Below are 24,463 nucleotides of genomic sequence, written 5' to 3'. Positions count from 1 at the left end.
ATTTTAGCTATATTTTAGTTTATAGCTTTATTAGTCTGAATACAGAGCTTTTATTCGCTGATTGAATTTTCAAAATATAGATGCCTTGAGGCTGATCTGATAAATCGATTTTTTGAGACTTTTGCTTTTCAATGATTTGCTGACCATCCAAAGTGTGGACTTCAATCAATGTCTCGCCTATTGCATTAATATTCACGATCCCTGAAGTTGGGTTTGGAAAGATGCTAATGTTGCTGTCATTTGCATCAACAGAGAGAACAACTTCGTTGCTGCGTTTGATGTTCAATCCATAATCTTCCACTTCTCCGCTGTCTAGGTTGTCGCAAGCTTCTTTTTCTTTATCCAGATAATGAACCATTACCCTTAAAGCAACTCTTCTGCCTATAGCAGCATCTTCAGGAGCTCTCAAGTCAACAGTGAATTCTTCTGTGGCATTTTGTGCGCTTGAAGTGAAATCTTTCACGCCAACTTCTTCGCTTTTTTCAAATACGCTGTTGTAGTTCCAGTCAGCCCATGCGATGATACGGATTGCATCGCCTTCTCCCGAGTTGCCGGTATTGGCTGTGATCGTCAAAGGTATGGTTTCACCTGCTTTGATATCTATATTATGGCTATCGATAAAGTTATTGTATTGATTCGTATTGCCGTTTGATTGGTCTATAGTTCCAATTTTCACATTATCTATATGACCATATCCCCAATAAGATGATCTAGGTTCGCAAAATTTGTATTCTATTACACTGATGAAGTTGTCTTTAGTAATAGTTTCAATGTCTCCATTAGAACCTGTGACTTCAAGAGTAACGGAATAGTCTCCAAGAGTTTTATAATGAATAGCTGGAGGATTTTGTCCTGAAAATGACTCAGGCTCTCCACCTTCAAAGGTCCATTCCCAATTAGATCCGCTTACATTATTATAAAATAAGGTCATATCCGAGAATTGGACTTTAGTATCCAATACCGGCGACATATTATCCGCGATAAAGTCTGGTACCAAATTGATAGATTCATCTATGATATTCAAGCCATAATCTTCGCTTTCTCCACTGTCAACTGTTCCGCATCCGTTTGCTCCCTCATTATTTCTTTTATAATTGGTAAGAACTCTTAAAGCAATAGTTTTTCCAATAGCGGCATTGTCAGGAACGGTAATATCAGCATTGAAAATTTGATCCTGATTTTTTGCAGGCGATGCAAACTCATTCAAAAGCAATTGCTCATTGTCTTCAAGAATAGCATTGTAATTCCAATCTGCCCAGACTCTCACCAAGACAAGGTCTCCGTCTCCAAGATTTCCTGTATTGACAGTTATAGAAAGCGGTATTTCATCGCCAATTTTGACGTTTGTCGAGAAGTCGTTTCGGTAATTGGTATATGCGTTGGAGTTGGTTGTAGTATTGTCAATGATTCCTATATTCACATTTTTGACAAAGGCGTAGCCGCCCCACTTTGAGTCTGTTTCGCATAGCACATAAGCGACTCTGATATAGTCTTCTTTTGTAATCGTCTTAATTTGTCCATCAGAAGTAGTTACCGTAAGACTTACATCAAAATTACCTTCATCTGAATAAGAAATAGCAGGAGGAACTTGTCCCGAATAGTTAGCTGGTTCGCCATTTTCAAACGTCCATTCCCAATTAGTGATTGTTACTCCATTGCTTACTTCAGAGATATCGCTGAAAGTCACGGGAGCGTTTGGTAATGGAGCTGTTTGATCCGCTTCAAAATTGGCAGTGAATTCTTGAGTACCTTTGGTGATATTGATTCCATAGTCTTCAATTTCACCACTGTCAACGGTATCGCATGGCTTGTCGCCTTCGCTGTTTTGAACGTAGTGGACCATTACTCTCATTCCTACTTTTTGAATTTCGGCGCCAAGAGGAACAGTGACACTGGAAGTGTATGTATAATCTCCCTGAGCATTTACATTGGCAATTTTAAATTCATGGCTTTCAACCAGCTCATCATCGTCAAAAGCGCTATTGTAATTCCAGTCTATCCAGACTTGGATACGATTGTAGTCCTTTTCCCCAGAGTTGCCTTTGTTTACTTTAATGGTAAGCGGATAGGTTTCTCCGGTTTTCAACTCTGTTACTTGTGAATTAAAGTAATCAGTATGTCTTGCCTCTCTATTGGTTGTATTGTCAATTTCTCCAAATTTTACTTGAGTAATCCCCGTGTAAGTTCCGTACCGGATATTAGGATCGCAATATTCAAACTTGGCTTTGATTATATTTTCTTTAGTGACTTCATCTGTTTCGTCATTGCTGTTTGTCACTTTTAGCGTAGCGCTGTAAGTGCCTTCAGCCTTATAATATACTTTTGGAGGAATCTGTCCTACATGAGAAGAAGGTTCTCCGCCAGGGAACGACCATTCCCATTTTACAATATCAATTCCAGCTGGAGCGGTTGAAATATCTGTAAAACTTACAGGGTCTGCGAAAATAACTTCTTCTGGCCCGAATACAAAGTCCGCGGCAAAAGGGGCATCGGAAGGAATAATTAATATACCATAATCTTCTACTTCACCGGTTTCATAGTTTTCACAAGGGTTTGCTCCATCATTATTGTTTTTATAATGAACCATAACTCTTAAGCCAACTGTTCCTTTTTCTACATTATCCGGCACTGTAATATTCATAGTATGGATAAAATCGCCATTGTCATCCACAACGTTTCCTAGAACATATTCCTGTGAAGTAAGCCTTTCATTTTCCTCATAAATAAAGTTTTGATTCCAATCCGCCCATACTCTCACCACATTAGTATCATTGTTACCAGAAGTTCCTTTGTTCATTTTTATAGTGAGGTCAAGACTTTCGCCTGTTTTAGCGCTTGTCACAAATGATTTTGTGAAATCCTCATATCCAGTGTTTCCAGTGTTTGAATCGATAGTTTTTAATTGAACACCGGTTATGTGACTATAGAATGTGCCAAATTGAGTGGAAGGCACGCAATAAGAAGTATAAGGATCCAAGAATGATATTTTTATCTTGTCATTTGAAGGGTTGTATACGTCATCAATAGGCGTATTCAAGGATGGCGCTAAGAAAGTAAGCGTCATTTGATCCACTTTATCGCTATTGGCATGAGCTTCAGCTTTGCCTGTCAATGTCAATGTAGCATTGGTGCTTGAGTTGACTGTAAGTTGAGCAGTCAGTCCCGCAGGAACATTAGTTAGCGTATAGTCCGCACCTGAATTTAATATTCCTGTTTTGGCAAACTCCAATTCTTCTCTCGCATCAATGCTGATACTGTTCTCTATCGCTCCGTCGTTCATGAATACTTCATTGAATAAAGAGCCTGTGTAAACCAAGTGTTTCCCAAGTTTAAAGTCATCCACTACTCCGGTTGCAACCAAATTGTCATATTGCCATAGTGTGATTCTAGCTTCATGTCGAAGTCCATATGAAGAGCCAGTCATTCTACCAACTTGACCTCTTGTGAACATAGCGTAATAGTTAGTGTAGTCCATGAAGTTTTCAACGTTCAAGGTTTCACCAAGGCAATTTTTAGAGCTTTTTTCTTTTCTGGAGCTATTGCCCTTTTTAGGAGTGTCTTCAACTCCATCGTCAGAATTGAAAGTCTCGCATCCGCCATTGAAGGTATGTCTTAAGCCTAGATAATGGCCAAATTCATGAGTTAATACTGAACGAAAGTTTTCACTTGTGTTTGTGCCAACATATTTGCCATTATAGACAACACGAGCTGTGTTTGCGTTGGTCATGCCCATGTCTGGAAGCCAAGCTACCCCTGAATTACCATAATCACCGTCATTATATAGATCCAATAAGATGTATACATTCATGTACTTTTTATTGTCCCAAGCATACTTTCTTATTTGGTTGTCATACCCTCCGCCATGGCCAAACCCTTTCTCGACAGGGTTGAAAGTCACACCTGATGTAGGATTGCCGTCAGGGTCTAGCTTTGCAAGTCGAAATTCTATATTCATTGCTTCTTTGATCCCTTGAAATTCTGCCATGATATTGGCGAAGTCCGGTCTTAAGCCTTGAAAATCTTGATTTGAAAGATCTAAAGCCTCTTCGATTTTGGCAATATCCAATGTTCTGCCTTCGAAGTCGGTGCCAAAAATGTGAAAAACTGTAGGGATGATATATTTACCATTGAGTCGTGGATCATCAGGGTACCAAGGTTCAGCATCGGCTGCTTTTCTGGATTGATGAATTTCTGTGACCAATGAAGAGTTGATTTCATCGGCTTTGCAGGGTTTGGGGGCATCACTGGTTTGAGCACTTAGTTTGATATGGCTGAAACAGCTTAATATCACTAAAAGTACAATCCTGTGTAGACTTTTAATCATAGTGATTTTAAATTAAGTTTGAGAATTAATTAACTTAATTTAAGTCCTTTTTTTTATTTTAAGCTATTTTAATTAATTATAGTTAATTTTAATTTACTTTTATGCACTTTTTTAGCTTAAAAAGAATCTTAAACCCAAGTTTTATGGTAATCCTTTTTTTGATAAATTATTCTCATAACACAAATTAAAGGTTTGATAACTTTGGCCAGTTTTGTCTAATACCATGAAACAAAAAAGCGTCAAGGCAGGCCCTTGACGCTTCAGTTATTTTGTAAGTAATAAGTTTTACAGTTCCAGAATTTTGAACTCAACTCTTCGGTTTAATTCTCTTCCTTCGGTTTCATCGTCATTTGTGGCAATAGGGTCTTTAGATCCATAACCAGCTGATTTGAGTTTTATGCTTGGCACTCCCAAGCTCACTAGGTGGTTGACTACTTTTTGAGCTCTCTTTTTCGAAATTTTGATACGTTCGCTTTCATTGCCTCCTTCATTATTATCAGTGTATCCTCCGATTTCTATTTTCATGCGAGGGTTTTCTGATAATAGCTTCTCAAGCTTGTTGAGCTCAGCATAGGATTCTTCGACAATATCATCTCCTGTTGGAGTGAAGTATAGATTTCTCAAAACACGTTTCACGCCAACTTCAATAGGAGTCAAGAACAATGTCTTTTCCAATTCGTCTTGCTCTCCAGCTCTTGGCTTGTAAATTAAAAGCTTCTCGCTTATAAAAACATATTTGTCTTTTTCAGCTGTCACCCAGTAATGTGAATCTTCTTTTGGCTTAAGAATGAATTCATATTTTCCAGTTCCTAAGCGTTTAGGATACCTGGTCAAATTCGAGTTGATATTCTTGATCGTGAGTTTGGTATCCATTGGGATACCTTCATCCCTGTGGATAATGTTTACAACTAGTTTCACTGAAGATTCTGGGATTTCTTCTGGTTGGCTTAATTCAGGCTTAACCGATGTTAGCGTTGGGATAGTATCATTGGTTTCAGCTTTTTGAACAAGAACCTTTTTCTCAGGTTCCAATTCCACCATATAGATATCCGTATATCCTTTGCCTCCTTCTCTTTCTGAGGCGAAATAAGCTCTTTTATTGTCCTTGGTCGTTACAAAGTAAATATCATGGTCTGGAGTGTTGATAGGGTATCCCATATTTTCAGGCTCAGACCAAGAATCGTTTTCTTCATCGTAAACACTTTTGAATATATCATATCCCCCCATGCCTTTTCTGCCTTTGGATGAAAAGTAAAGTGTTTTATTATCATAGTCGATAAATGGACTTTCTTCGTCAAAAGGAGTATTTATTTGTTTGCCAAGGTTGCTGATTTTAGACCAATTTCCTTTACTGTCTTTAGTGGCTTTGTAAATATCAAAACCTCCCAATCCTTCGGATCTGTCGCTTGCGAAGTAAAGCGTTTCTCCGTCAGGGGATATAGATACGGATGTTTCGGAGAAAGGCGAGTTTACTTTGCCTTTAAGAGGCTTCGGTTCGCTCCATTCTCCATTTTCGTCCGCCTCTGAATAGTATATATCGCCTCGATTCTCATGACTGTAAACAAAAAGCGTTTTTCCATCAGGACTAAGAGCCAAATTTGATTCATGATAAATCGTGTTGATTTTATTGCCGATGTTTTGAGCGTATTGCCATTCGCCATTTATTTTTCTGGAGATGAAAATGTCTTCAAAGTAAAAATTGTCTTCATCCACATCAATGTGAGTATTGTCTTCTTGTCTTCTTGATGTGAAGATCATCATAGTTTCATCCGCATTGATCACAGGTGCGAAATCATGGGCATTGGAATTGATTTTCGAACCAAGGTTGACAATGTTGTATTCTTTGGGAAGCTGAGTGAATTCGTCAGCGTTTTCGCACTCTCGAATTCTTCTTTCCACCTCTTCGCGAGGTACCATGTCCAAGCCTTTGTAAGATCTGTTTCTATCAAGTTTTGTTAAATACCGCTTGTAGTACTTTACTGCCAAGTCAAATTGATAACCATATTGGTAGGCTAAACCAATCTTGTATGCTATGTCGAAACTATAGTCAGGGTCAAGCTCATATACTCTTACCAAGTATTTGGCAGCTCTGTCTTTGTTTATCGTTTGCAAGTACAAATCACCAGTCATGTAGTTTGCATAAACATTTTCAGGGTCAAGGTCAGCGGCTTGCTTATACATTTCCCTGGCTTGGGAGATTACCTTTGTGGAACGGTAAACCTCGTCCGCCAACTCGATAAGTTGCTCAGCCGGTGTTTTTTCCTTCTCAATAGTCTGCCCGTATAAAGTGTTGGCCGCAACGCAAGCCAATATGAAAAAAAATAATCCTAATGCTCTCTTTATCATCTTCGAATACGATTATGAAATCTTGTCATCTTTTCCCCATGCCATCAATGGTTTGGTTTTCAGATGGTTGAAGTAAATATATGAAATTTACTTATTTATAGAAAGTAATTTGCTTCAAAAACAAGTTTAAAAGTATGTGGTGGGATTTATGTGAATATTTTAAGTACTAGTACATGAATAGGATTGATATTATTTTTCATCAAATGATATAATCTCTTCCGAATACAGCAAGGGTAAACACAAAGTGAAAGGAATTAGGTTGATAGCATGGAATGAGAGCCAATTATGGGCTTTGAATTCAGTTGCATGGGCATTATTAGTCTGATTTGTATTTTTTTAATTGATAAAGAAGAAGCGAATTACGATATTTGCCCGCAAGTAAAAGAGTTGAAAATCAATATATAGTCAAATGAAGATTGTTTCTGCGGAGTTTTTAATAAGTAATTCTGATTTTAAGAAGTGTCCTAAAATCAGAGAGCCAGAATATGCTTTTATCGGAAGGTCCAATGTGGGCAAGTCTTCTTTGATAAATATGCTCTTGGGAAGAAATAAGTTGGCGAAAGTCTCTTCCAAACCTGGAAAAACACAGTTGATCAATCATTTCAAAGTCAATGAAGGCACTTGGTATTTGGTTGATTTGCCGGGGTATGGATGGGCGAAAGTCTCGAAATCATTGAGAAGCGAGTGGGAGCCAATGACCAAAGGGTATTTGACTACGCGCGAGAATTTAGCTTGCGTGTTTGTATTGATAGATTGCAGAATTCCACCGCAACAGATAGACTTGGATTTCATCGATCAATTGGGAGAGTATGGAATACCTTTTATCATAGTCTTTACCAAAGCGGATAAATTGACAAAAAACAAAGTTCAATCAGGAGTCGCTGCTTTCATGAAAGCTTTGAAGCAAAGATGGGAAGAGCTTCCTCAGTATATCATCACTTCTTCTGAGGCCAAGACAGGCAGGGACGAATTGCTGGACTTTATTGGAGATATTAACGAGTCGATAAAGTCCTGACAGAAGCTAAATGCTTGCGAGTTAATATTTTTATGCGAATAGTAGTGAATTCTATTGAAAAGGAATATTTTTGCAGGCATTGCAACGGAATTATTCGATTAAATATATTGTTTAAAAAGAAATTTTGAGTCGTATGAATTTAGCAGAGGTAGCGTCAATTTCGGGTAAAGGAGGTTTATTCCGAATTGTAAGTCCTACAAGATCTGGAGTTATTGTGGAGAGCTTGGATGGCAAAAAATCGAGGTTTGTGGCGAATTCCAATAGCAGAGTATCTATTTTGAAGGAGATTTCGATATATACCCATGACGAAGATGGTTCTATTCCTTTGGAAGATGTATTCGCAAAGATATTTGATGAATTTGGAGCTGATCCCGGTGTAGGCAGCACATCTTCTAACGAGGAGTTAAGATCTTTTATGCTTCACATCCTTCCTGATCATGATCAAGAGAGAGTTTATTTCTCAGATATCAAGAAGTTGGTAAGCTGGTATAAGATTCTATTGAATATCGATGCTGAAGCTTTTGTGAAAAAGGCCGAAGACAACGAAGCTTCTGAAGAGTCTGAAGAAGAAAGCAATTAATTTGAAGCCACTGTTGAGTGGCTTTTTTTATATCTCTTAGATAATAGTCATTATCACGATTGATTTTTTATACCATTTTATTTCCCTCTGGAGGGAATACAAAGGAGGATGATCAAGAAAGCCATAAAAAACTAATCGTGATAAATATTAATTATAAACTAAAAAAATAAATAAAGTGTACAATCAACTCGTCAAGCCAATATTGTTTAGAATGACAGCGGAAAAAGCGCATCACTTCACAGTGAAGTTGTTGAAATTCGCCAATGCTGTTCCCGGAGTGTCTTCTGTTATGAGAAGTATTTACAAAGTGGAGGATAAGCGCTTGGAGAGAGAAGTGTTTGGCATCAAGTTCAAAAACCCTGTAGGATTAGCAGCGGGATTTGACAAAGACGCAGCCATGATTGATGAGCTTTCCAATGTTGGCTTTGGTTTTATTGAAATAGGCACCGTAACCCCTGTTGGACAACCGGGAAATCCTCAGCCTAGACTGTTCAGGCTAGTCGATGACAGAGCAGTTATCAATAGAATGGGTTTTAATAATGAAGGAGTAAAAGCTTCTGTGGAGAGACTTAAGAAAAGAAAGTCTGATGTGATTGTTGGCGGAAATATTGGGAAGAATAAAGCGACTGCCAATGAGGATGCTGTGAAGGATTATGAAATTTGTTTTGAAGAGCTTTATCCGTATGTGGATTATTTTGTAGTGAATGTGAGTTCGCCGAATACGCCAAATTTGAGGGCTTTGCAAGAAAAAGAGCCTTTGACGCAGTTATTGTCTCATTTGAAAAATCTAAGAGACGCAAAAGAAAAAAGAAAGCCAATATTGTTGAAGATTGCTCCGGACTTGACCGACTCGCAATTGGATGACATTGTCGACATATTGCAAACGGTTAAAATCGATGGGTTGATAGCTACCAACACCACTATTTCAAGAGATGGATTGAAGACACCAAGTCAAGAGGTGGAAGAGATCGGAATGGGTGGTTTGAGCGGAAAACCATTGAGAGAAAGAGCTACTGAGGTAATAAGATATATTCATAAGAAGTCAAATGGAGCTTTCCCTATTATCGGTGTGGGAGGTATTGATAGTCCTGAAGACGCCATTGAAAAGCTTAATGCAGGAGCTTCTTTAGTTCAAGTGTACACAGGCTTTATCTTCAATGGTCCAGGCTTTGTGAAATCGATCAACAAGAGGCTTCTTGAAGAAAATTAATATTTGATGTTCGTTTGTATTATATTTTTATAGATGAACGATGATCATTTGTAAAGCATCTTCTTTCTAATTAAGAGATGTTGATATAACAAAATTAAAACCCCGCAAGTTGTAATTCTGATTCAAAACAGAGTTCGCTGTGGGGTGTATTTTTCTATTATGTACGCTTTTTATCTTGCAGGTTGTTCCGGATAGGTTCGAAGATGACCCTCCGAAAAAGCTTAGTATCGTGCAAGCTATTGAAAGAGCAAGGGTGAAAAACCCTAATTATTTAAGCGCTGAAGCCAGCGTTGAGGCTGCTCATGCGGACTTGAAAGGAGCTTTAGGCATGCTCTTGCCAAATGTTAGAGTGCAGTCGAATTATACTCACTTTATAAATCCGCAAGTTTTTACCATAGAGCCTAGGACATTTATCAACCCTACCAAAGAAACAATTCGATTCACTTTATTGCCTAACAATGCGCTGGATGCCACAGGAGTTCTCACTCAGCCAATTTTTGACAATCTAGCGTTTAGCGGTTATAAATCCTCAAAAATCAATCTTGAGCTTGCGAAACTTAAGACGATCAAGTCGTTCAATATGTTGGCTTTGCAGGTTAAGCAAAGTTACTATCAAGTATTGCTGACCAAGTTTTTATTGGAAGTGAATATTGTCACTTTGGATTATGCTAATCAAAATCTAGATGTTGTTGAGCAGAAATATAAAAACGGTGAAACTTCGGAATATGATCTATTAAGAGCCAGAGTTCAAAAATCGAACGCTTATCCTCCATTTCTTCAAGCCAAGAATAACTTAATCAAAGCGAAAAACACTTTAAGAGAATTGTTGAATATTCCTTTCGAACACGATTTTGTTTTGACTGATACATTGTTTGAAAAAGTGCCACAACGATTGGATACATTGGTGACATCTCAAGATGTGTATTCTAGCACTGATTACATGGTTCAAGAACTGAATGAAGTAGGAGCGTCTCAACAGATAAAAGTGAACGAAGCAGAGTATTGGCCTGTTTTGAGCTTCAATGGAACATATCAACGAAGCTTTTTAAACGGATTGAATCCTGCAACAGGTTATTTGGATTACAATGCTTTTGTGGGAGTGCGTTTGACATATACACTATTTGGTGGAGGCGCGCGCAAAGCAAAAGTTGAAAAAGCCAAGGCAATGTTCAGCATGGCTAGGCTAAGCAAAGAGAATTCATTTCTTGATTTGAAGAAAAAATTGATTGATAGCATTTTAGAAGTTAATAGGTCTGTATCTGAGATAGAAGCTCAAGAAGGAGCGCTTAATCAAGCGAGAAGAGCTTTGGAAATTGCTTTTGAAAGGTATGACTTGGGGGTAGGTACCCAGTTGGAAATAATAAGCGGACAAGAATCATTGAGAGCCGCTATGGCAAATTATGCTAATGCTTATTATGAGTATTTGATCAATATGTCTCAATATGATTATTTGACAAAGGATTATGAAGCGGAATATTGATATAATATTAGTGTTTGTTCTTATGGCAGTTGCAGCTTGCCATGGCAATAAGAAGAAGGAAGAAAAAAAGCAGGTTTTTTATCAGGATACGATACCTGTGAATGTGCTTGTTGCGGATACTTCATCTTTCTTTTTTGAAAAAAGGTTTGCAGGGCAGGCTTTGGGTATTCATCAAACAGAATTAAGATCTCTTTTGAATGACCGCGTGGAGCAAGTTCTGGTAAAAGTGGGGGATCGAGTAAGGAAAGGGCAAGAGCTTTTAGTTTTTGCATCGGATTTTGGAGACGCTAATTTGATTAAAGCGAAAGCAGCGTTTGAATATGCGCAGACAAAATATGAAAGAGATTCCAAGTTGTTTGCTGATGGAGCGATATCCGAACAGTCATACGATCAGTCCAGAGAAAATATGCTTGAAACGAAATCAGCTTATTTAATTGCCCAGAATGCAATTTACATGAGAGCGCCATTTCAAGGCGAGGTGCTTTCCTTGGATGTGAGAGTTGGCGATTTTGTGAATTCGGGTACGGGGCTTTTAAAATTGGCTAATTTAGACTCTTTGCGAGTAGTTTTTTATCCGGATATCGAATCTGTCGGCTTAATGAGCGTAGGCGATTCATTGGATATATTTCAAAATAACAAACAGACGAAAGGGAAAATATACACGATTGGAAAAGATTTGACTCAGAATAATTTGGTCAAAGTAGAGACAAGAGTTCCCAATGTCATAGGAGCATTGGCTAATCAGCAGGTTCAAATAATTATGAATTTAAGGTCACATGGAGACGATTTATATTCTGTTCCAAAAAATGCCATTAAAGGCCAAAAAGGAGATAATGGAGTTTACATTGTCAAATCATCCAAAGCTGATTTTCGTCCGATTGATATAATAAATTCTAATGACAGCATAGCGAGTGTGAAAGGCTTGAAAAAGGGTGATTCAGTAGTGGTAAAAGGCGGTGGACGATTGCAGGAGGGAAAGCGTGTTAAAATTATCAAAGTAGTTAGCTTATGAGTCTTGCGGAAGTATCAGTTAAGGAGCCTGTTTTCATTACGATGATTGTTGTCGCAATTGTTGTTTTAGGCCTTTTTGCTGCGGTAAACTTGAAGGTCTCTTTGCAGCCTGATGTTAATTTTCCCTACGTCTCTGTGACGACTACTTTGGAAGGAGCGACGCCAGAGGTCGTGAATGACCAAATATCCGAGAAAATTGAGAAAGCGGTTAATACTGTAAGCGGTATCAAGCATATCACCTCAGTGTCTCAAAAAGGGTTGTCTCAAGTGATTATTGAATTTGACTTGAAATCAGATCCGGTTGTGTCAGAAGAGAAGGTAAGAAGCAAGGTTGATGCTATTTTAGAAAAACTTCCGAGAAAAGCGAAGAAACCAGTAGTCCAACAATTTGACGTGTATACTCCTCCAGTGATGAGTCTTGTTGTTACAGGAGAAGGTTCTGAAAAAGAAATTACTCTTGAGGTAAAGAATGTTATATCGAAAGTATTGGAGAGTGTGGATGGCGTAGGTCGTGTGGAAATTGTAGGAGGAGCTGAGCCTCAAGTCAGAGTAGAGTGCGATAACAATAAGTTGAAGGCATATGGAGTGAGCTTAAATGACGTGGTTAATGCCATTAATGCGGAGAATGTGGAGATTTCAGCTGGTGAATTTGATTGGGGAAGTTATGAAACGTTGGTAAGCACCAAGTCAAAATTTAAGGAGGTAGCAGGTTTTGACAGTGTCGTGTTAAGCTATATGAACGGCGAGCCCGTTTACTTAAGCAATGTGGCAGAAGTCGTAAATGGTTCTAAAAAGCCGACAAGTTTAAGCCAATTGAATGGCAATAATGCTTTGGGTTTGAATATTGTCAAACAGACAAATGCCAATTCGATGTTGGTAGCCGAAGGTATAAAGGAAAAAATAAAATTCTTGGAAAAGAGTTATAATGGCAAAATTAAAATAATTCCTATAGTGGATGTCAGCAATTTTATCAAGAGTGAAAACGAAGCCGTCTTCGTGGATTTGATCTTGGGCTTTTTGTTGACAGTTTTAGTGGTTTATGTCTTTTTGGCCAATTTTAAAGCAACAGTTATTGGCGGTATCGCTTTGTTTACTTCTTTGGTGGCAAGTTTTATTATGATGTATTTAATGAACTTTTCCATCAATTATATGACCATGTTAGGTTTGACTTTGTCGCTGGGGTTGCTGATTGATGATGCGATAGTGATTATTGAGAATATTTTCAGGCATTTAACAAGGGACAAAGTTTCTCCTAAAGCTGCTGTGGTAAAGGCGTCGAATGAAATATCCTTAGCAGTCCTTTCTACAACGATGACTATTGTCGCTGTATTTTTGCCGGTTGCATTTATGCCGGGACTTATTGGTGAATATTTCTTTCAATTTGGGCTAACTGTTGTTTTTGCAGTATTGGTATCCTTGTTTGTCGCTTTTACTTTGACGCCAATGCTATCGGCCCAATGGATTTCCTCTGAAGATTTGGGTGCGAATTCCTTAAGCAAAAAAACTATCTTGAATAGGTTTCATGAAAAGTTCAATCAACTGTTTGACCGGTTGATCGATGGGTATACGAAGTTTTTAAGAGCTTCATTAGCGCATAAGAAAAGAGTAGTTGGAATTGCTTTTGGAATTTTATTGGTGACTTTTTATTTGTTTAGCTTATTAGGCACGGACTTTATTCCAGTCACGGATGTCGGTCAATTTATTATCAAAATGAAAGTGGACCCCGGGGGAAGCTTGGAAGAGTCTGGGGAAGTCTCTAAGCAACTTGTAAAAGTGCTTCTGAAGGATAAAAGGGTGACGAATGTGTATACATCGATAGGCGCAGCGGGAAATCCTGTGACAGAAGGAGAAATATCTGTTCTGTTGGTGCCGAAGAATAAAAGAAAGGAGGGCACCGAAGAGATAAAGAACTATTATCGAAATATTTTCAAGGATATACCGGGTGTTGAGTTTTCTTATTTGGGCTCTCCGGGATCCAACGATGAACAAAGTTTGATCGAGTACCATATCAATGGATTGTCGCTCGACTCATTGAGTATGTTGGCGGAGCGTTTGCAGGCAATTTATCAGCGAATTCCTGGTGTGGTTGATATTCAAAATGATTTGGCGAAGCTACAGCCTGAATACAAGATTAATGTAGATAGGTTAAAAGCCGCTAAATTAGGACTTCACTCTGAGGATATCGGGAATATATTAAGAACTGCGTTAAATGGCGATATCGCTTCATACTATGATATTTTTGGAGATCAATTAGAGGTGTTTGTTCAGTTGAGGCGAAGCCAAGTGAGAGATATTGAAGATTTGATGTCTGTGAATATTAAATCTGAAAATGGAGATCTAGTGCCTATAAGTTCCATTGCTACTTACGACAGAATTAATACGCTCAACAAGATTGTGAGGTATGATAGGAAGTATTCTGTATCGGTAACTGCAAATTTATACCAACAGCTGCTTGGAGATGCTATGGCGGAAATTCAAAAGAATGTCAGCGAGTTGGATATGCCTACGGGATATAATCTAACCCAAGGAGGTTATACTCAGATTCAGTCTCAGTCCACAGAAGCTATGATTATCGTTTTCTTGTTTTCTTTAATGTTTATTTATATGATTCTGGCTTCGCTATTTAGAAGTTACAAGCAACCAATGATCATCATGCTTTCCTTGCCATTTTCTTTATTGGGAGCTGTTGTGATGTTATTGGCTTTTCATAATTCATTGTCATTGATGGCTATGATGGGGTTGATAATGCTATTGGGTTTGGTGACCAAGAATGCAATCTTGTTGATCAACTATGCCAATCAAATGAAACTTCAAGGAGAAACAACAACAGAAGCATTGGTTTTGGCTGGAAAAGTTAGGCTAAAGCCTATATTGATGACTTCGGCGGCTATGGTATTTGGGATGATACCCATCGCATTTTCAAATTCACTTGGAGCATCTTTTAGAGCCCCTATGGGAAAAGCTGTAATGGGAGGTATTATTAGCTCCACTATTTTCACATTGATATTCATACCTGTTGTGTATGATATCATTGATAAAATATTTATGAATAAAAGGCATAAAAAAACCGCTGAAGATTCTAATTCTCCAGCGGTATAAGGTATAATTTTTTTAAAGCTATTTTGCGTAAGCCACAGATCTCATTTCTCTGATTACAGTAACTTTTATTTGTCCTGGATACTGCATATCAGTTTCGATTTTTTGAGAAATGTCAAAAGCAATCGTTTCTGCTTGAGTATCCGATACGGATTCAGCATCAACCATGACACGCAATTCTCTACCAGCTTGGATAGCAAAGCACTTGTTGACACCTTCAAAGCTTAGAGCTAAGTCTTCAAGATCTTTAAGTCTCTTGATATACGACTCCATAACTTCTCTTCTTGCGCCAGGTCTAGATCCTGAGATAGCGTCACAAGCTTGAATGATTGGTGAAATTAAAGTAGTCATTTCAATTTCATCATGGTGAGCTCCAATTGCGTTGCAAACGTCTGGATGCTCTTTGTATTTTTTCGCTAGCTCCATACCTAGAATTGCGTGAGGCAATTCAGGCTCTTCAGGCCATACTTTACCAATATCATGAAGAAGTCCCGCTCTTTTTGCCTGCTTGGAATTAAGTCCTAACTCAGAAGCCATTGTCGCAGCCAATTTTGCCACTTCTCTGGAGTGTTGAAGCAAGTTCTGTCCATATGATGAACGGAATCTCATTCTACCTACTAGCTTGATAAGCTCCGGGTGCAGACCGTGAATACCTAAGTCAATAACCGTTCTTTCTCCAATTTCAACGATTTCCTCTTCAATATTCTTTGTTGTTTTAGCAACAACTTCTTCGATTCTGGCAGGGTGAATTCTACCGTCCGTAACAAGTCTGTGCAAAGACAATCTCGCTACTTCTCTTCTAACCGGATCGAATCCTGAGATAATGATCGCTTCAGGCGTATCATCAACGATAATTTCAACACCTGTAGCAGCTTCCAAGGCTCTGATATTACGGCCTTCTCTACCAATGATCTTACCTTTGATATCATCGCTTTCAATATTGAATACCGATACGCAGTTTTCAATCGCATGCTCTGGAGCTGTTCTTTGTATCGTTTGGATGACAACTTTTTTCGCATTTTTAGTAGCTGTCATCTTAGCTTCTTCCATGATGTCTTTGATCGCCGAAGACGCCATAGTCTTAGCTTCGTTTTTCAAAGACTCAACCAATCTCGTTTTTGCTTCGTCAGCTGAAAGTCCGGCGATTCTTTCCAAAGCAGTGATTTGCTCTTGATGAGCTTCTTCAACAGCTTTTTCCTTGCCTTTCAATAACTCTAATTGACGCTCGTATTGATCTTTTTTCTTGTTTAGCTCGCTGTCTTTTCTTTTGTTTTCTTCAATAAGCTTGTTAAGGTTTACATCTTTTTGTTTGATGGTATTTTCCTTATTCGCCATTTGGTTTTTACGACGGCTTACATCTTTTTCAAAATCAGACTTGAGCTGCAAGTACTTTTCTTTCGCTTCGTGTATTTTATCTTTTTTGATAGACTCAGCACTAGTTCTAGCCTCTTTGATCATGAGGTCAGCTTTTTCCTGAGCATCTAGTTCCTGTTTTTTGAAAATTTGGCGCAATAAGTACCTTCCTATACTTACGCCAACTCCCACACCTACAATTAATGTGATTAAATAATATATTGCATCTCCCATTGCTTAATGATTTAACGGGGAAGAATACTTTATCATCAGGACTTAGGTATTCATTAAGTTGTTAAAAATTAAACTTTCGTAAAAAGTCAAAGTCTATATGTTGTCGCTCAAAAGCTTATTCAATTCATCAAGCTTCGACTCGAACACTTCTTCAGTCATCCCCTTATTGTTTTCCAGCTTGAGTTTTTCAACCACTGCATCAAATGCCGCCATTGCCAATAAGTCTTGGCGGTCATCCAGTTTGAATTGCTGTTTGAAGAATTTTAACTTATCATTGACCTGTTTACCAGCAAGCCTAACCAACTCCTCTTCTTCAGACCTAACTCGCATTGGGTATTCTCGATCACCGATTTTTATTTTTATTGAAAGTTTTTCCATTTTTTCCAACTTACTTAATGCTTAGATAAGCAATGCATTTATCTATTTCTTCAATGTAAGAATTCAATAATGCCCTAAGTTCAGATGTATCAGTATTTTCCACTTCAATACTGTTTACAATTGTACTAATATTCAATTTGTTTTGGTAACTCTGGACGTCTTCATCCTTCCTTTTGATTACTGACTTCAACTCTTCATTCTCTTTGGAAAGCATTTCGACTTCCTGTCGAAGCGTACTATGCTCATTAAGCAATACTTTGAGCTTTCTTTCTAGGGAATTTAATTTATTCGTCAGTTGATCATTTTTCATATAATTCGAGTATTTACAAAGTACGGAACAAATTCCGTACTTATTACTTCTAATTATTTTCTAATGTGTGCTCCAATTTGAAATTCAAAAGCTTTAATGAGCTTATTCATCGCTTTGTCGATGGTTTTGTCATTAAGTGTTTTTGTCTTGTCTTCCAAGATGAAACTAAGGGCATAAGCCTTTTTGCCGCTATCAATTTTGTCTCCTTCATAAGTGTCAAAGACATTGATGCTGGAAAGAAGTTTCCCTGCCGATTTCTCCGCGATTCCTTTTATTTGCTCATAAGTGATGGATTTGTCGATCACTAGAGATAAATCCCTTCTTACTGCCGGGAATTTTGAAATTGGCTCAAAAGTCTTGTCAGCTTTTACAGTTTTCAATAAACTGTCCCACTTGATCTCGGCATAAAAAATGTCTTGCTTGATCCCGAAAGCTTTGGCTATTTGCTTTTTAACAAGTCCCGCGTAGGCTATGACTTTGTTATTCAGCTTGTAAACGGCGCCGTACTCTAGGATATCAAGTTCGGTTTTTTCTATGTTTATACCTTTAAGGTTAAATTTATTGAAAATATTTAGAATATCACCATGTAAATCGTAATAAGTTACTTTTTCAGAGGTTTTTTGCCAGTTTTCAGTATTCTTATTGCCGCTAATACATATGCATAGATTAGCTTCTTCTATGTATTTTTCTCCTACTTTTTTGTAAGTTTTGCCAAACTCAAAAAGTTTAAGATCTTTTTGTTGTCTGTTGATATTGTGGGATATTACTTCTAGGTGATTGAATAACATCGTTTGTCTCAAAATATCAAGCTCTTCGCTTAATTTATTGAGAATATTGATGTTCTCCTCCGAATTCACGTGAGTAGTATGCTCATTGTATTTTGAACTTGTCAATGAATTTGTGATAAGTTCATTATACCCCAAAGACACTAATTGCTGCGAAGTGGATCTTTCAAGCTTAAAAGGTTCGTGAGCAGGGTATTCCGAAAGGAAGTTGCTGCTCAAGTGTTCTGATACCTCAATGTTGTCATATCCATAAATTCTCAAGATCTCTTCGATGACATCAGCTTCTCTTGTCACATCCACGCGATAAGCGGGAACTGTCGCTATGAAGCCTTCAGATGTCTCTTCAGAAGTTTTGATATCAAGCCTTGTAAGAATTTGGTGTATTAACTGGCGGTCAAGCGTTTTTCCAATAAGTCTGTCGATATTTCTAAACTTGACAGGCACTTTGAAGTCCTCGATTTTGTTAGGGTAAATATCTTGAACTTTGGAAGTGATTTTTCCTCCAGCGATTTCTTTGATTAGCAACGCTGCTCTTTTTAGAGCGAATATAGTTATGTTCGGATCAATACCTCTTTCGAAACGGAATGACGCGTCTGTTTTAAGCGTATGGTTTTGAGAAGTTTTTCTCACCCAATCAGGAGAGAAGTAAGCCGATTCAAGGAAAATAGAAGTTGTATCGTCTTTAACTCCTGACTCTAATCCTCCGAAAACGCCAGCGATGCACATTGGCTTTTCTTCATTGCAGATCATCAAGTCATTGGACTTCAACTTTCTTTCTTCACCATCCAAAGTTTTGAATATAGTGCCTTCAGGCAAAGTCTTAACAATGACTTTGTTGCCTTTAACTTCTCTAAGATCAAACGCATGCAAAGGTTGCCCTGTTTCGTGCAATACATAGTTGGTGATATCCACTACATTATTGATTGGGCTTAAGCCGATAGCTTTAAGTCTGTTTTGCAACCACTCTGGAGACGGCTCAACTTTGATGTTGTCAATGGTAAGGCCTGCGTATCTCGGACAAGCATCGAAATTTTCTACAGAGATCTCAATATTTTGTTCATCAGCTATGGTTTCCATATCGAATGAAGAAATATTAGGCCAATTAACATCGTTGCCTTGCACTGCTCTGATATCTCTAGCTACTCCAATATGAGACATGGCATCAGCTCTGTTAGGCGTAAGCCCGATCTCAATAGTGTAATCACTGTCAAGTTCAAAATACTCAGCTGCCGGCGTCCCATTTGGCAAATCTGTGTCAAGCACCATGATACCATCATGCGATGTTCCAAGACCAATCTCATCCTCAGCGCAAATCATACCCATGGATTGCTCTCCTCTGATTTTCGCTTTTTTGATAGTGAACGGCTCATGTCCTTCTGGATAAAGAGTGCTGCCAACTTTTGCTACAACAACTTTTTGGCCCGCAGCGACATTGGGAGCACCGCAAACAATAGGCACTATTTCCACGCCTATGTCAACGGTTGTTTTGCTTAGCTTGTCCGCGCCAGGGTGCTTCTCACAAGTAAGAACTTCACCAATAACCAATCCTTTCAGTCCGCCTTTTACTTGCTCGAATTCCGACAAGCCCTCTACTTCCAAGCCGGTAGCCGTGAGAACATCCGAAATTATTTCGGGTGAATCATCTATTTTAATATATTCTTTAAGCCAATTGAATGATATCTTCATTTTTACTTATATGCTCTATTTTGATAATGCTTACTATAATTAACAAAAATAATTATTTCATTTATTTGAGCGATGTTTTTGCGTAATAAAAAATTTTTTCTAATGACTTTTTTAGCAAATCTTGCTCATTGATTGTCTTTTTGGTTCATATCAAGTCAACATGTTATAGAATCCCTTCGTCAGCGAAGCTTTTGTAGCAATGATCGCAAAATATGATATGATCAAGAATTTGGATGTCGAGCATTTTACCTGCGGCAACAAGTTTTTTCGTCAATGCCAAGTCGGCTTGCGAAGGAGTAGGGTTGCCCGAAGGATGATTGTGAGCGATGATTATTGCTTGCGCCTTTTGTTGCAAAGCTTCATAGAACACAATCTTCGGGTCGGCCACAGTGCCTGACATGCCCCCCAAGCTTATGCGCTTCTCGCTGAGTATGTCATTGGCTCTATTTAGAAAAAGGATCCAAAATTCTTCATGATGCAGGTCCATGAGATGCTTTTGCAATACTTGGTAAGCGTCTTTTGAAGATTGTATCTTTGGTCTGGAAATAGGCGAGTGCGAAGAACGACGTTTTCCGAGTTCCAAAGCGCTTATAATTGCTATCGCCTTGGCGGATCCGATTCCTTTGAACTTGATGAGCTCATTGAAGTTCAATTTTGCAAGGGAGTTCAAATTATTGTCGCTTTCTTTTAGAATGGATTTGGCTAGATCAACTGCGCTTAGCGACTTGGTTCCTGAGCCTAAAAGTATAGCTAGAAGCTCGGCGTCAGAAAGGTTGTGCTTGCCTTTTAAAAGCAACTTTTCTCTTGGGCGGTCTGCTTCAGCCCATTCTTGTATGCTCAGGTATTTAGCTTGCATCTAATAAGATTTGATATGAAAGCAAGCGTTGCAAAATTTAAACCATAAGAGGCGTGGGCATAAAAAAATAAAACCTTGCGATTTGCAAGGTTTATATCTTATAGGCTGTTAACGTATTTCGTTAGCTTAGATTTTTTGTTAGAAGCGTTGTTCTTGTGGATGATGTTACGCTTAGCTAACTTGTCAATCATACCTGTAACTTTTTTCAAAAGCTCTTGAGCTTCAGTTTTGTCAGTCGTGTGTCTCAATCTCTTGATGAAAGTTCTTGTAGTTTTCGACTGGTATCTGTTTCTTAATCTTTTAGCTCCGTTAGAACGAATTCTCTTTAAAGCTGACTTATGATTTGCCATATCAAATTTATTATCTGTATATTTTCTTCTAATTCTATTTAGGTTCGCAAAGATATTGCTTTTTGTAATTATTTCAAAAGCCATCTGTCAAATTATTGAAGAATTTTTTAAACTCCTCCAAATGAGATGACAAATGGCTTATGATAGAACCTATTTTTGTAACTTCTTGTATTTGATACGCTTAGGGATTTCATCGCCAAGACGTTTCTTGCGATCTTCTTCGTACTCAGAGAAGTTGCCTTCGAACCATTTAACTTGCGAATCTCCTTCGAAAGCCAATATATGCGTTGCTACACGATCCAAGAACCATCTGTCGTGGGAAATAACCACTGCGCAACCTCCAAAGTTATCAAGTGCTTCTTCAAGCGCTCTAAGCGTGTTTACGTCCAAGTCGTTGGTAGGCTCATCGAGTAGAAGTAAATTGGCACCTTGCTTAAGCGTCATGGCAAGATGCACTCTGTTTCGCTCTCCACCTGACAGTTGTCCTACTTTTTTGTTTTGATCCGACCCGCCAAAGTTGAATTTGCTTACATAAGCTCTGGAGTTGATTTGTCTGCCTCCAAGCTCTATTAGCTCATTGCCTCCGGAAATCACTTCCCAGACTGATTTGTTAGGGTCCAAGTTGTCATGCTCCTGGTCTACATATGCAATCTCGACAGTTTCGCCTGTTTCGAAATTTCCTGAGTCTGGAGCAAGCTCGCCAGTGATTAGTTTGAAAAGCGTTGTTTTACCAGCTCCGTTTGGTCCAATGATACCTACTATACCACCTTGAGGTAGTCTGAAGTCAAGGTTTTCATAAAGAAGCTTGTCATCGAAAGCTTTGGAAACTCCTTGAGCTTCGATTACTTTGCTTCCTAGTCGAGGGCCTGCAGGGATGAATAGCTCAAGTTTAGCTTCTTTTTCCTTAGCATCTTGGTTAAGAAGGTTTTCATATGAGCTGATACGAGCTTTTTGCTTTGCATGTCTGCCTTTAGGAGTCATATTGACCCATTCCAACTCTCGTTGAAGAGTTTTCTGTCTTTTTGATTCTGTTTTTTCTTCTTGAGCTAGTCGCTTTTGCTTTTGGTCAAGCCAAGAAGAGTAGTTGCCTTTCCAAGGAATTCCTTCGCCTCTGTCAAGCTCGAGTATCCAACCAGCTACATTGTCAAGGAAGTATCTGTCGTGAGTTACTGCGATTACAGTACCTTTATATTGTTGCAAGTGATGCTCCAGCCAGTGCACTGACTCGGCGTCCAAGTGGTTGGTAGGCTCATCCAATAATAGTACGTCAGGCTCTTGCAATAAAAGTCTGCACAAAGCGACTCTTCTTTTTTCACCTCCCGAAAGCTTGCTGATTTTTGCATCCGCTGGGGGTGTTCTCAGGGCGTCCATCGCACGCTCAAGTCTCGAGTCAAGGTTCCATGCATCGAATTGGTCTAGCTTTTCTTGAACTTCGCCTTGTCTAGTGATTAGCTTGTCCATAGCGTCAGGATCTTCTAGAACTTCCGGATCCGCAAACTTAAGGTTGATTTCTTCAAACTCTTGCAAAAGGTCGACGATTTCCTGAACGCCTTCTTCTATTACTTCTTTGACAGTTTTGTTGGCGTCAAGTTGAGGTTCTTGCTCAAGCAGTCCTACGCTGTATTCGCTGTCAGAAACTACTTCCCCTTGGAAGTCCTTGTCAATGCCGGCGATAATGCGAAGCAAAGAGGATTTACCTGATCCGTTAAGACCTAGAACTCCTATTTTAGCTCCATAGAAAAAAGAAAGGTAAATATTTTTCAGAACTTGCTTCTGAGGCGGGTAGATTTTGTTGACTCCCGCCATTGAAAAGATGATTTTTTCGTCGCTCATAGATGATTTATTTGCTTTTTAATGTTTGCAGATACCTAGTTACAGCTTATTTAATGCCATTTTAAAGGCCAATTTACTACAAAAGCGCTAAAATTTTGATATTGTGCTGATACTTTAGTTTGAATTAATTAGCTTTGTGATGCAATTAAGTTTAACCTGTTGTTTTAACGTAACGACTTACTTAGGTTTTGGAAACGAACGAATACGGAATCATTAAGGACGGAAAGGTGTATCTAAAAGCATTTTTGGATTACCCTGAACGCCAAATTGGAGAAGTGAAGGGTAGTGACGAATCTTCTCTTCAATACTTTGTAGATCGCTTTGAAGTGGCAAAAGGCAAAGTCGATGAGCTTGTCAATATGATAGAGAGTGCAACCAACAAAGGTTCATTCTTGATGAAGCTTGTGCACTTGCGCAAATATCTTTTGGAATTTGACGGGCTTGGAGATTATACTCCTCTTTTAGAGACATTGAATCGTTACGAGCAACAGATACAAGAGCTGATCGATAGAAACAGAATCAAAAATCTTGAAATAAAGAGGGCTTTGCTTTTGGAGGCTGAGGCGGTGAAAGAGCTGAAAGACTGGAAAGAAGCTACTGAGAAATTCAAGGATTTGAAAATAAGATGGTTGAAGACGGGTAGTGTAGGTCCCGACAACCAAGAGGTTGAGCAACAGTTTGACGAGATTTTAAACGGTTTCTTTGAAAAGAAGAAAGAGTTTTATCAAGAAAAGCAAAGCTTGATCAAAGATAAAGTATCTGCATATCAAGACTTGGTGGATAAGGCTGAAGCTTTCAAGGAAAGCGAGAACTTGGCATCGGCAGCGGATGAGTTGAAAAAGTTGCAACAGCAGTGGAAAACATTGGAGCCTATTCCAGCAAAGTTTAGAAATGAGCTTTGGGAAAAATTCAGAGCTGCTAATGACGAAGTTTTCAACCGCCTGAAAAAAGAGCGTCAAGTTGAGAGAGCTCAAAAGCAGGGAGAGACATTGACTTCTATGGTTGAAAGAGCTGAAGCGTTGGCTGAATCAACTCAAAATGACCATACTAGTGCTTCAGAGGTTAACAAGTTGATGTCTGAATGGAAAAAGACATTAAGGTTCTCCAAGTCAACGGTTGATAGCAAGTTGATGGATAGATTCTATTTCGCTTGCGATAAAGTGACTGAAAGAGGGTTTGTGGATAAGCTTTGCAAATCAAAATTCAAAGGCTTTGACCAAAAGGACAAGTTTGAGCAAGATAAGCTCAAATTGAGAATCCTTCAAGATTTATATCATAGAGATCAAAAAGATTTAGATCTTTTTAATGAAAATATGGATAAGTTTGGCTTGGGAGGAAATGAAATAAGCTCTATGCTATCTGGAAAGCATCAAGTGAAGGAAAGAAAAGTAAGAGTGAAAAAAGCTCTAATTGCTGAGCTAAAATCCCAGTTGAAGTAAGAAAAAATGTATAATTCAATTAAAGCTCATCATTTGATGGGCTTTTTTTATTTGGCTTACAACAAAATTAAACTTTTATCGTCTATTCAGTACGAGCAGAAAAAAAGTAGATATTGAAAAAATAGTAGTTTTTTATTTGAGAATAAATTTTATTTTTGCACGACAAAATAAGAAACG

16 protein-coding genes are annotated in these 24,463 nt (G+C 38.4%); 7 read left to right on the top strand and 9 right to left on the bottom strand.

Annotation, left to right across the window (positions count from 1 at the left end; genetic code table 11):
* Window positions 1-19 precede the first annotated feature (19 nt).
* Together AABK36_RS17210 and AABK36_RS17205 are read right to left on the bottom strand one after the other, a co-directional pair.
* A complete protein-coding gene (locus AABK36_RS17210; protein WP_309940048.1) occupies window positions 20-4,324 on the bottom strand; it encodes a M43 family zinc metalloprotease in 4,305 nt (1,434 codons plus the stop codon).
* A gap of 285 nt (window positions 4,325-4,609) precedes the next feature.
* Complete coding sequence (locus AABK36_RS17205; protein ID WP_309940049.1) at window positions 4,610-6,670, bottom strand: OmpA family protein; 2,061 nt, start codon at window positions 6,668-6,670, stop codon at window positions 4,610-4,612.
* A gap of 409 nt (window positions 6,671-7,079) precedes the next feature.
* Between AABK36_RS17205 and yihA the strand changes: the two genes are divergently transcribed.
* The 6 genes from yihA to AABK36_RS17175 all read left to right on the top strand — a co-directional run bounded on the left by yihA (window position 7,080) and on the right by AABK36_RS17175 (window position 15,065).
* A complete protein-coding gene (yihA, locus tag AABK36_RS17200; protein WP_309940050.1) occupies window positions 7,080-7,685 on the top strand; it encodes a ribosome biogenesis GTP-binding protein YihA/YsxC in 606 nt (201 codons plus the stop codon).
* A gap of 133 nt (window positions 7,686-7,818) precedes the next feature.
* Window positions 7,819-8,265: a DUF5606 family protein gene (locus AABK36_RS17195; protein ID WP_309940052.1), complete on the top strand. Its 447-nt coding sequence runs from the start codon at window positions 7,819-7,821 to the stop codon at window positions 8,263-8,265.
* Between the two features lie 175 nt (window positions 8,266-8,440).
* Window positions 8,441-9,475, top strand: a complete 1,035-nt coding sequence (locus AABK36_RS17190) for a quinone-dependent dihydroorotate dehydrogenase (protein WP_309940055.1) — start codon at window positions 8,441-8,443, stop codon at window positions 9,473-9,475.
* A gap of 139 nt (window positions 9,476-9,614) precedes the next feature.
* The gene (locus AABK36_RS17185) at window positions 9,615-10,955 is read left to right on the top strand and encodes a TolC family protein (protein ID WP_309940056.1); all 1,341 of its coding nucleotides are present in this window, start codon (window positions 9,615-9,617) and stop codon (window positions 10,953-10,955) included.
* Between the two features lie 22 nt (window positions 10,956-10,977).
* Window positions 10,978-11,967 (top strand): efflux RND transporter periplasmic adaptor subunit, encoded by a 990-nt coding sequence (locus AABK36_RS17180; RefSeq protein ID WP_309940057.1) that lies wholly within the window; start codon window positions 10,978-10,980, stop codon window positions 11,965-11,967.
* Entirely contained in the window at window positions 11,964-15,065 is a 3,102-nt protein-coding gene (locus AABK36_RS17175) for an efflux RND transporter permease subunit (protein ID WP_309940058.1), read from the top strand. The genes AABK36_RS17180 and AABK36_RS17175 overlap by 4 nt, the downstream gene beginning before the upstream one ends.
* 18 nt (window positions 15,066-15,083) lie before the next feature.
* On the opposite strand, the gene rny is transcribed toward AABK36_RS17175, so the two are convergent.
* The 7 genes from rny to ettA all read right to left on the bottom strand — a co-directional run bounded on the left by rny (window position 15,084) and on the right by ettA (window position 22,847).
* Window positions 15,084-16,649 (bottom strand): ribonuclease Y, encoded by a 1,566-nt coding sequence (rny, locus tag AABK36_RS17170; RefSeq protein WP_309940059.1) that lies wholly within the window; start codon window positions 16,647-16,649, stop codon window positions 15,084-15,086.
* Between the two features lie 93 nt (window positions 16,650-16,742).
* A complete protein-coding gene (locus AABK36_RS17165; RefSeq protein ID WP_309940060.1) occupies window positions 16,743-17,027 on the bottom strand; it encodes a cell division protein ZapA in 285 nt (94 codons plus the stop codon).
* 10 nt (window positions 17,028-17,037) lie between these two features.
* Window positions 17,038-17,337 carry a hypothetical protein gene (locus tag AABK36_RS17160; RefSeq protein WP_309940061.1) on the bottom strand — a complete coding sequence of 100 codons (300 nt, stop codon included), beginning with the start codon at window positions 17,335-17,337 and terminating at the stop codon, window positions 17,038-17,040.
* A gap of 53 nt (window positions 17,338-17,390) precedes the next feature.
* A complete protein-coding gene (gene pheT, locus AABK36_RS17155) occupies window positions 17,391-19,808 on the bottom strand; it encodes a phenylalanine--tRNA ligase subunit beta (RefSeq protein ID WP_309940062.1) in 2,418 nt (805 codons plus the stop codon).
* 163 nt (window positions 19,809-19,971) lie between these two features.
* Window positions 19,972-20,664 carry a RadC family protein gene (gene radC, locus AABK36_RS17150; RefSeq protein WP_309940063.1) on the bottom strand — a complete coding sequence of 231 codons (693 nt, stop codon included), beginning with the start codon at window positions 20,662-20,664 and terminating at the stop codon, window positions 19,972-19,974.
* Window positions 20,665-20,762: 98 nt separating this feature from the next.
* Window positions 20,763-21,014, bottom strand: coding sequence for a 30S ribosomal protein S20 (gene rpsT, locus AABK36_RS17145; RefSeq protein WP_309940437.1), 252 nt, complete (start codon window positions 21,012-21,014; stop codon window positions 20,763-20,765).
* A 150-nt stretch (window positions 21,015-21,164) separates the two neighbouring features.
* Window positions 21,165-22,847 (bottom strand): energy-dependent translational throttle protein EttA, encoded by a 1,683-nt coding sequence (gene ettA, locus AABK36_RS17140; RefSeq protein WP_309940064.1) that lies wholly within the window; start codon window positions 22,845-22,847, stop codon window positions 21,165-21,167.
* 188 nt (window positions 22,848-23,035) lie between these two features.
* On the opposite strand from ettA, the gene AABK36_RS17135 reads away from it, so the two are divergent.
* Entirely contained in the window at window positions 23,036-24,286 is a 1,251-nt protein-coding gene (locus tag AABK36_RS17135) for a DUF349 domain-containing protein (RefSeq protein WP_309940065.1), read from the top strand.
* Window positions 24,287-24,463: the final 177 nt, after the last annotated feature.

Source organism: Aureibacter tunicatorum (assembly GCF_036492635.1).
GTDB classification, from domain to species: domain Bacteria; phylum Bacteroidota; class Bacteroidia; order Cytophagales; family Cyclobacteriaceae; genus Aureibacter; species Aureibacter tunicatorum.
Note: the sequence above shows the minus strand (reverse complement) of the source record. Positions and strands in the feature narration are given on the sequence as shown.

What these genes read in the sequence shown, in the direction of transcription:
- radC (WP_309940063.1), bottom strand. Translation starts at nt 20,664, where the DNA reads ATGCAAGCTAAATACCTGAGCATACAAGAATGGGCTGAAGCAGACCGC.
- AABK36_RS17175 (WP_309940058.1), top strand. Translation starts at nt 11,964, where the DNA reads ATGAGTCTTGCGGAAGTATCAGTTAAGGAGCCTGTTTTCATTACGATG.
- rny (WP_309940059.1), bottom strand. Translation starts at nt 16,649, where the DNA reads ATGGGAGATGCAATATATTATTTAATCACATTAATTGTAGGTGTGGGA.
- AABK36_RS17210 (WP_309940048.1), bottom strand. Translation starts at nt 4,324, where the DNA reads ATGATTAAAAGTCTACACAGGATTGTACTTTTAGTGATATTAAGCTGT.
- AABK36_RS17205 (WP_309940049.1), bottom strand. Translation starts at nt 6,670, where the DNA reads ATGATAAAGAGAGCATTAGGATTATTTTTTTTCATATTGGCTTGCGTT.
- AABK36_RS17195 (WP_309940052.1), top strand. Translation starts at nt 7,819, where the DNA reads ATGAATTTAGCAGAGGTAGCGTCAATTTCGGGTAAAGGAGGTTTATTC.
- yihA (WP_309940050.1), top strand. Translation starts at nt 7,080, where the DNA reads ATGAAGATTGTTTCTGCGGAGTTTTTAATAAGTAATTCTGATTTTAAG.
- rpsT (WP_309940437.1), bottom strand. Translation starts at nt 21,014, where the DNA reads ATGGCAAATCATAAGTCAGCTTTAAAGAGAATTCGTTCTAACGGAGCT.
- AABK36_RS17180 (WP_309940057.1), top strand. Translation starts at nt 10,978, where the DNA reads ATGGCAGTTGCAGCTTGCCATGGCAATAAGAAGAAGGAAGAAAAAAAG.
- pheT (WP_309940062.1), bottom strand. Translation starts at nt 19,808, where the DNA reads ATGAAGATATCATTCAATTGGCTTAAAGAATATATTAAAATAGATGAT.
- ettA (WP_309940064.1), bottom strand. Translation starts at nt 22,847, where the DNA reads ATGAGCGACGAAAAAATCATCTTTTCAATGGCGGGAGTCAACAAAATC.
- AABK36_RS17160 (WP_309940061.1), bottom strand. Translation starts at nt 17,337, where the DNA reads ATGAAAAATGATCAACTGACGAATAAATTAAATTCCCTAGAAAGAAAG.
- AABK36_RS17165 (WP_309940060.1), bottom strand. Translation starts at nt 17,027, where the DNA reads ATGGAAAAACTTTCAATAAAAATAAAAATCGGTGATCGAGAATACCCA.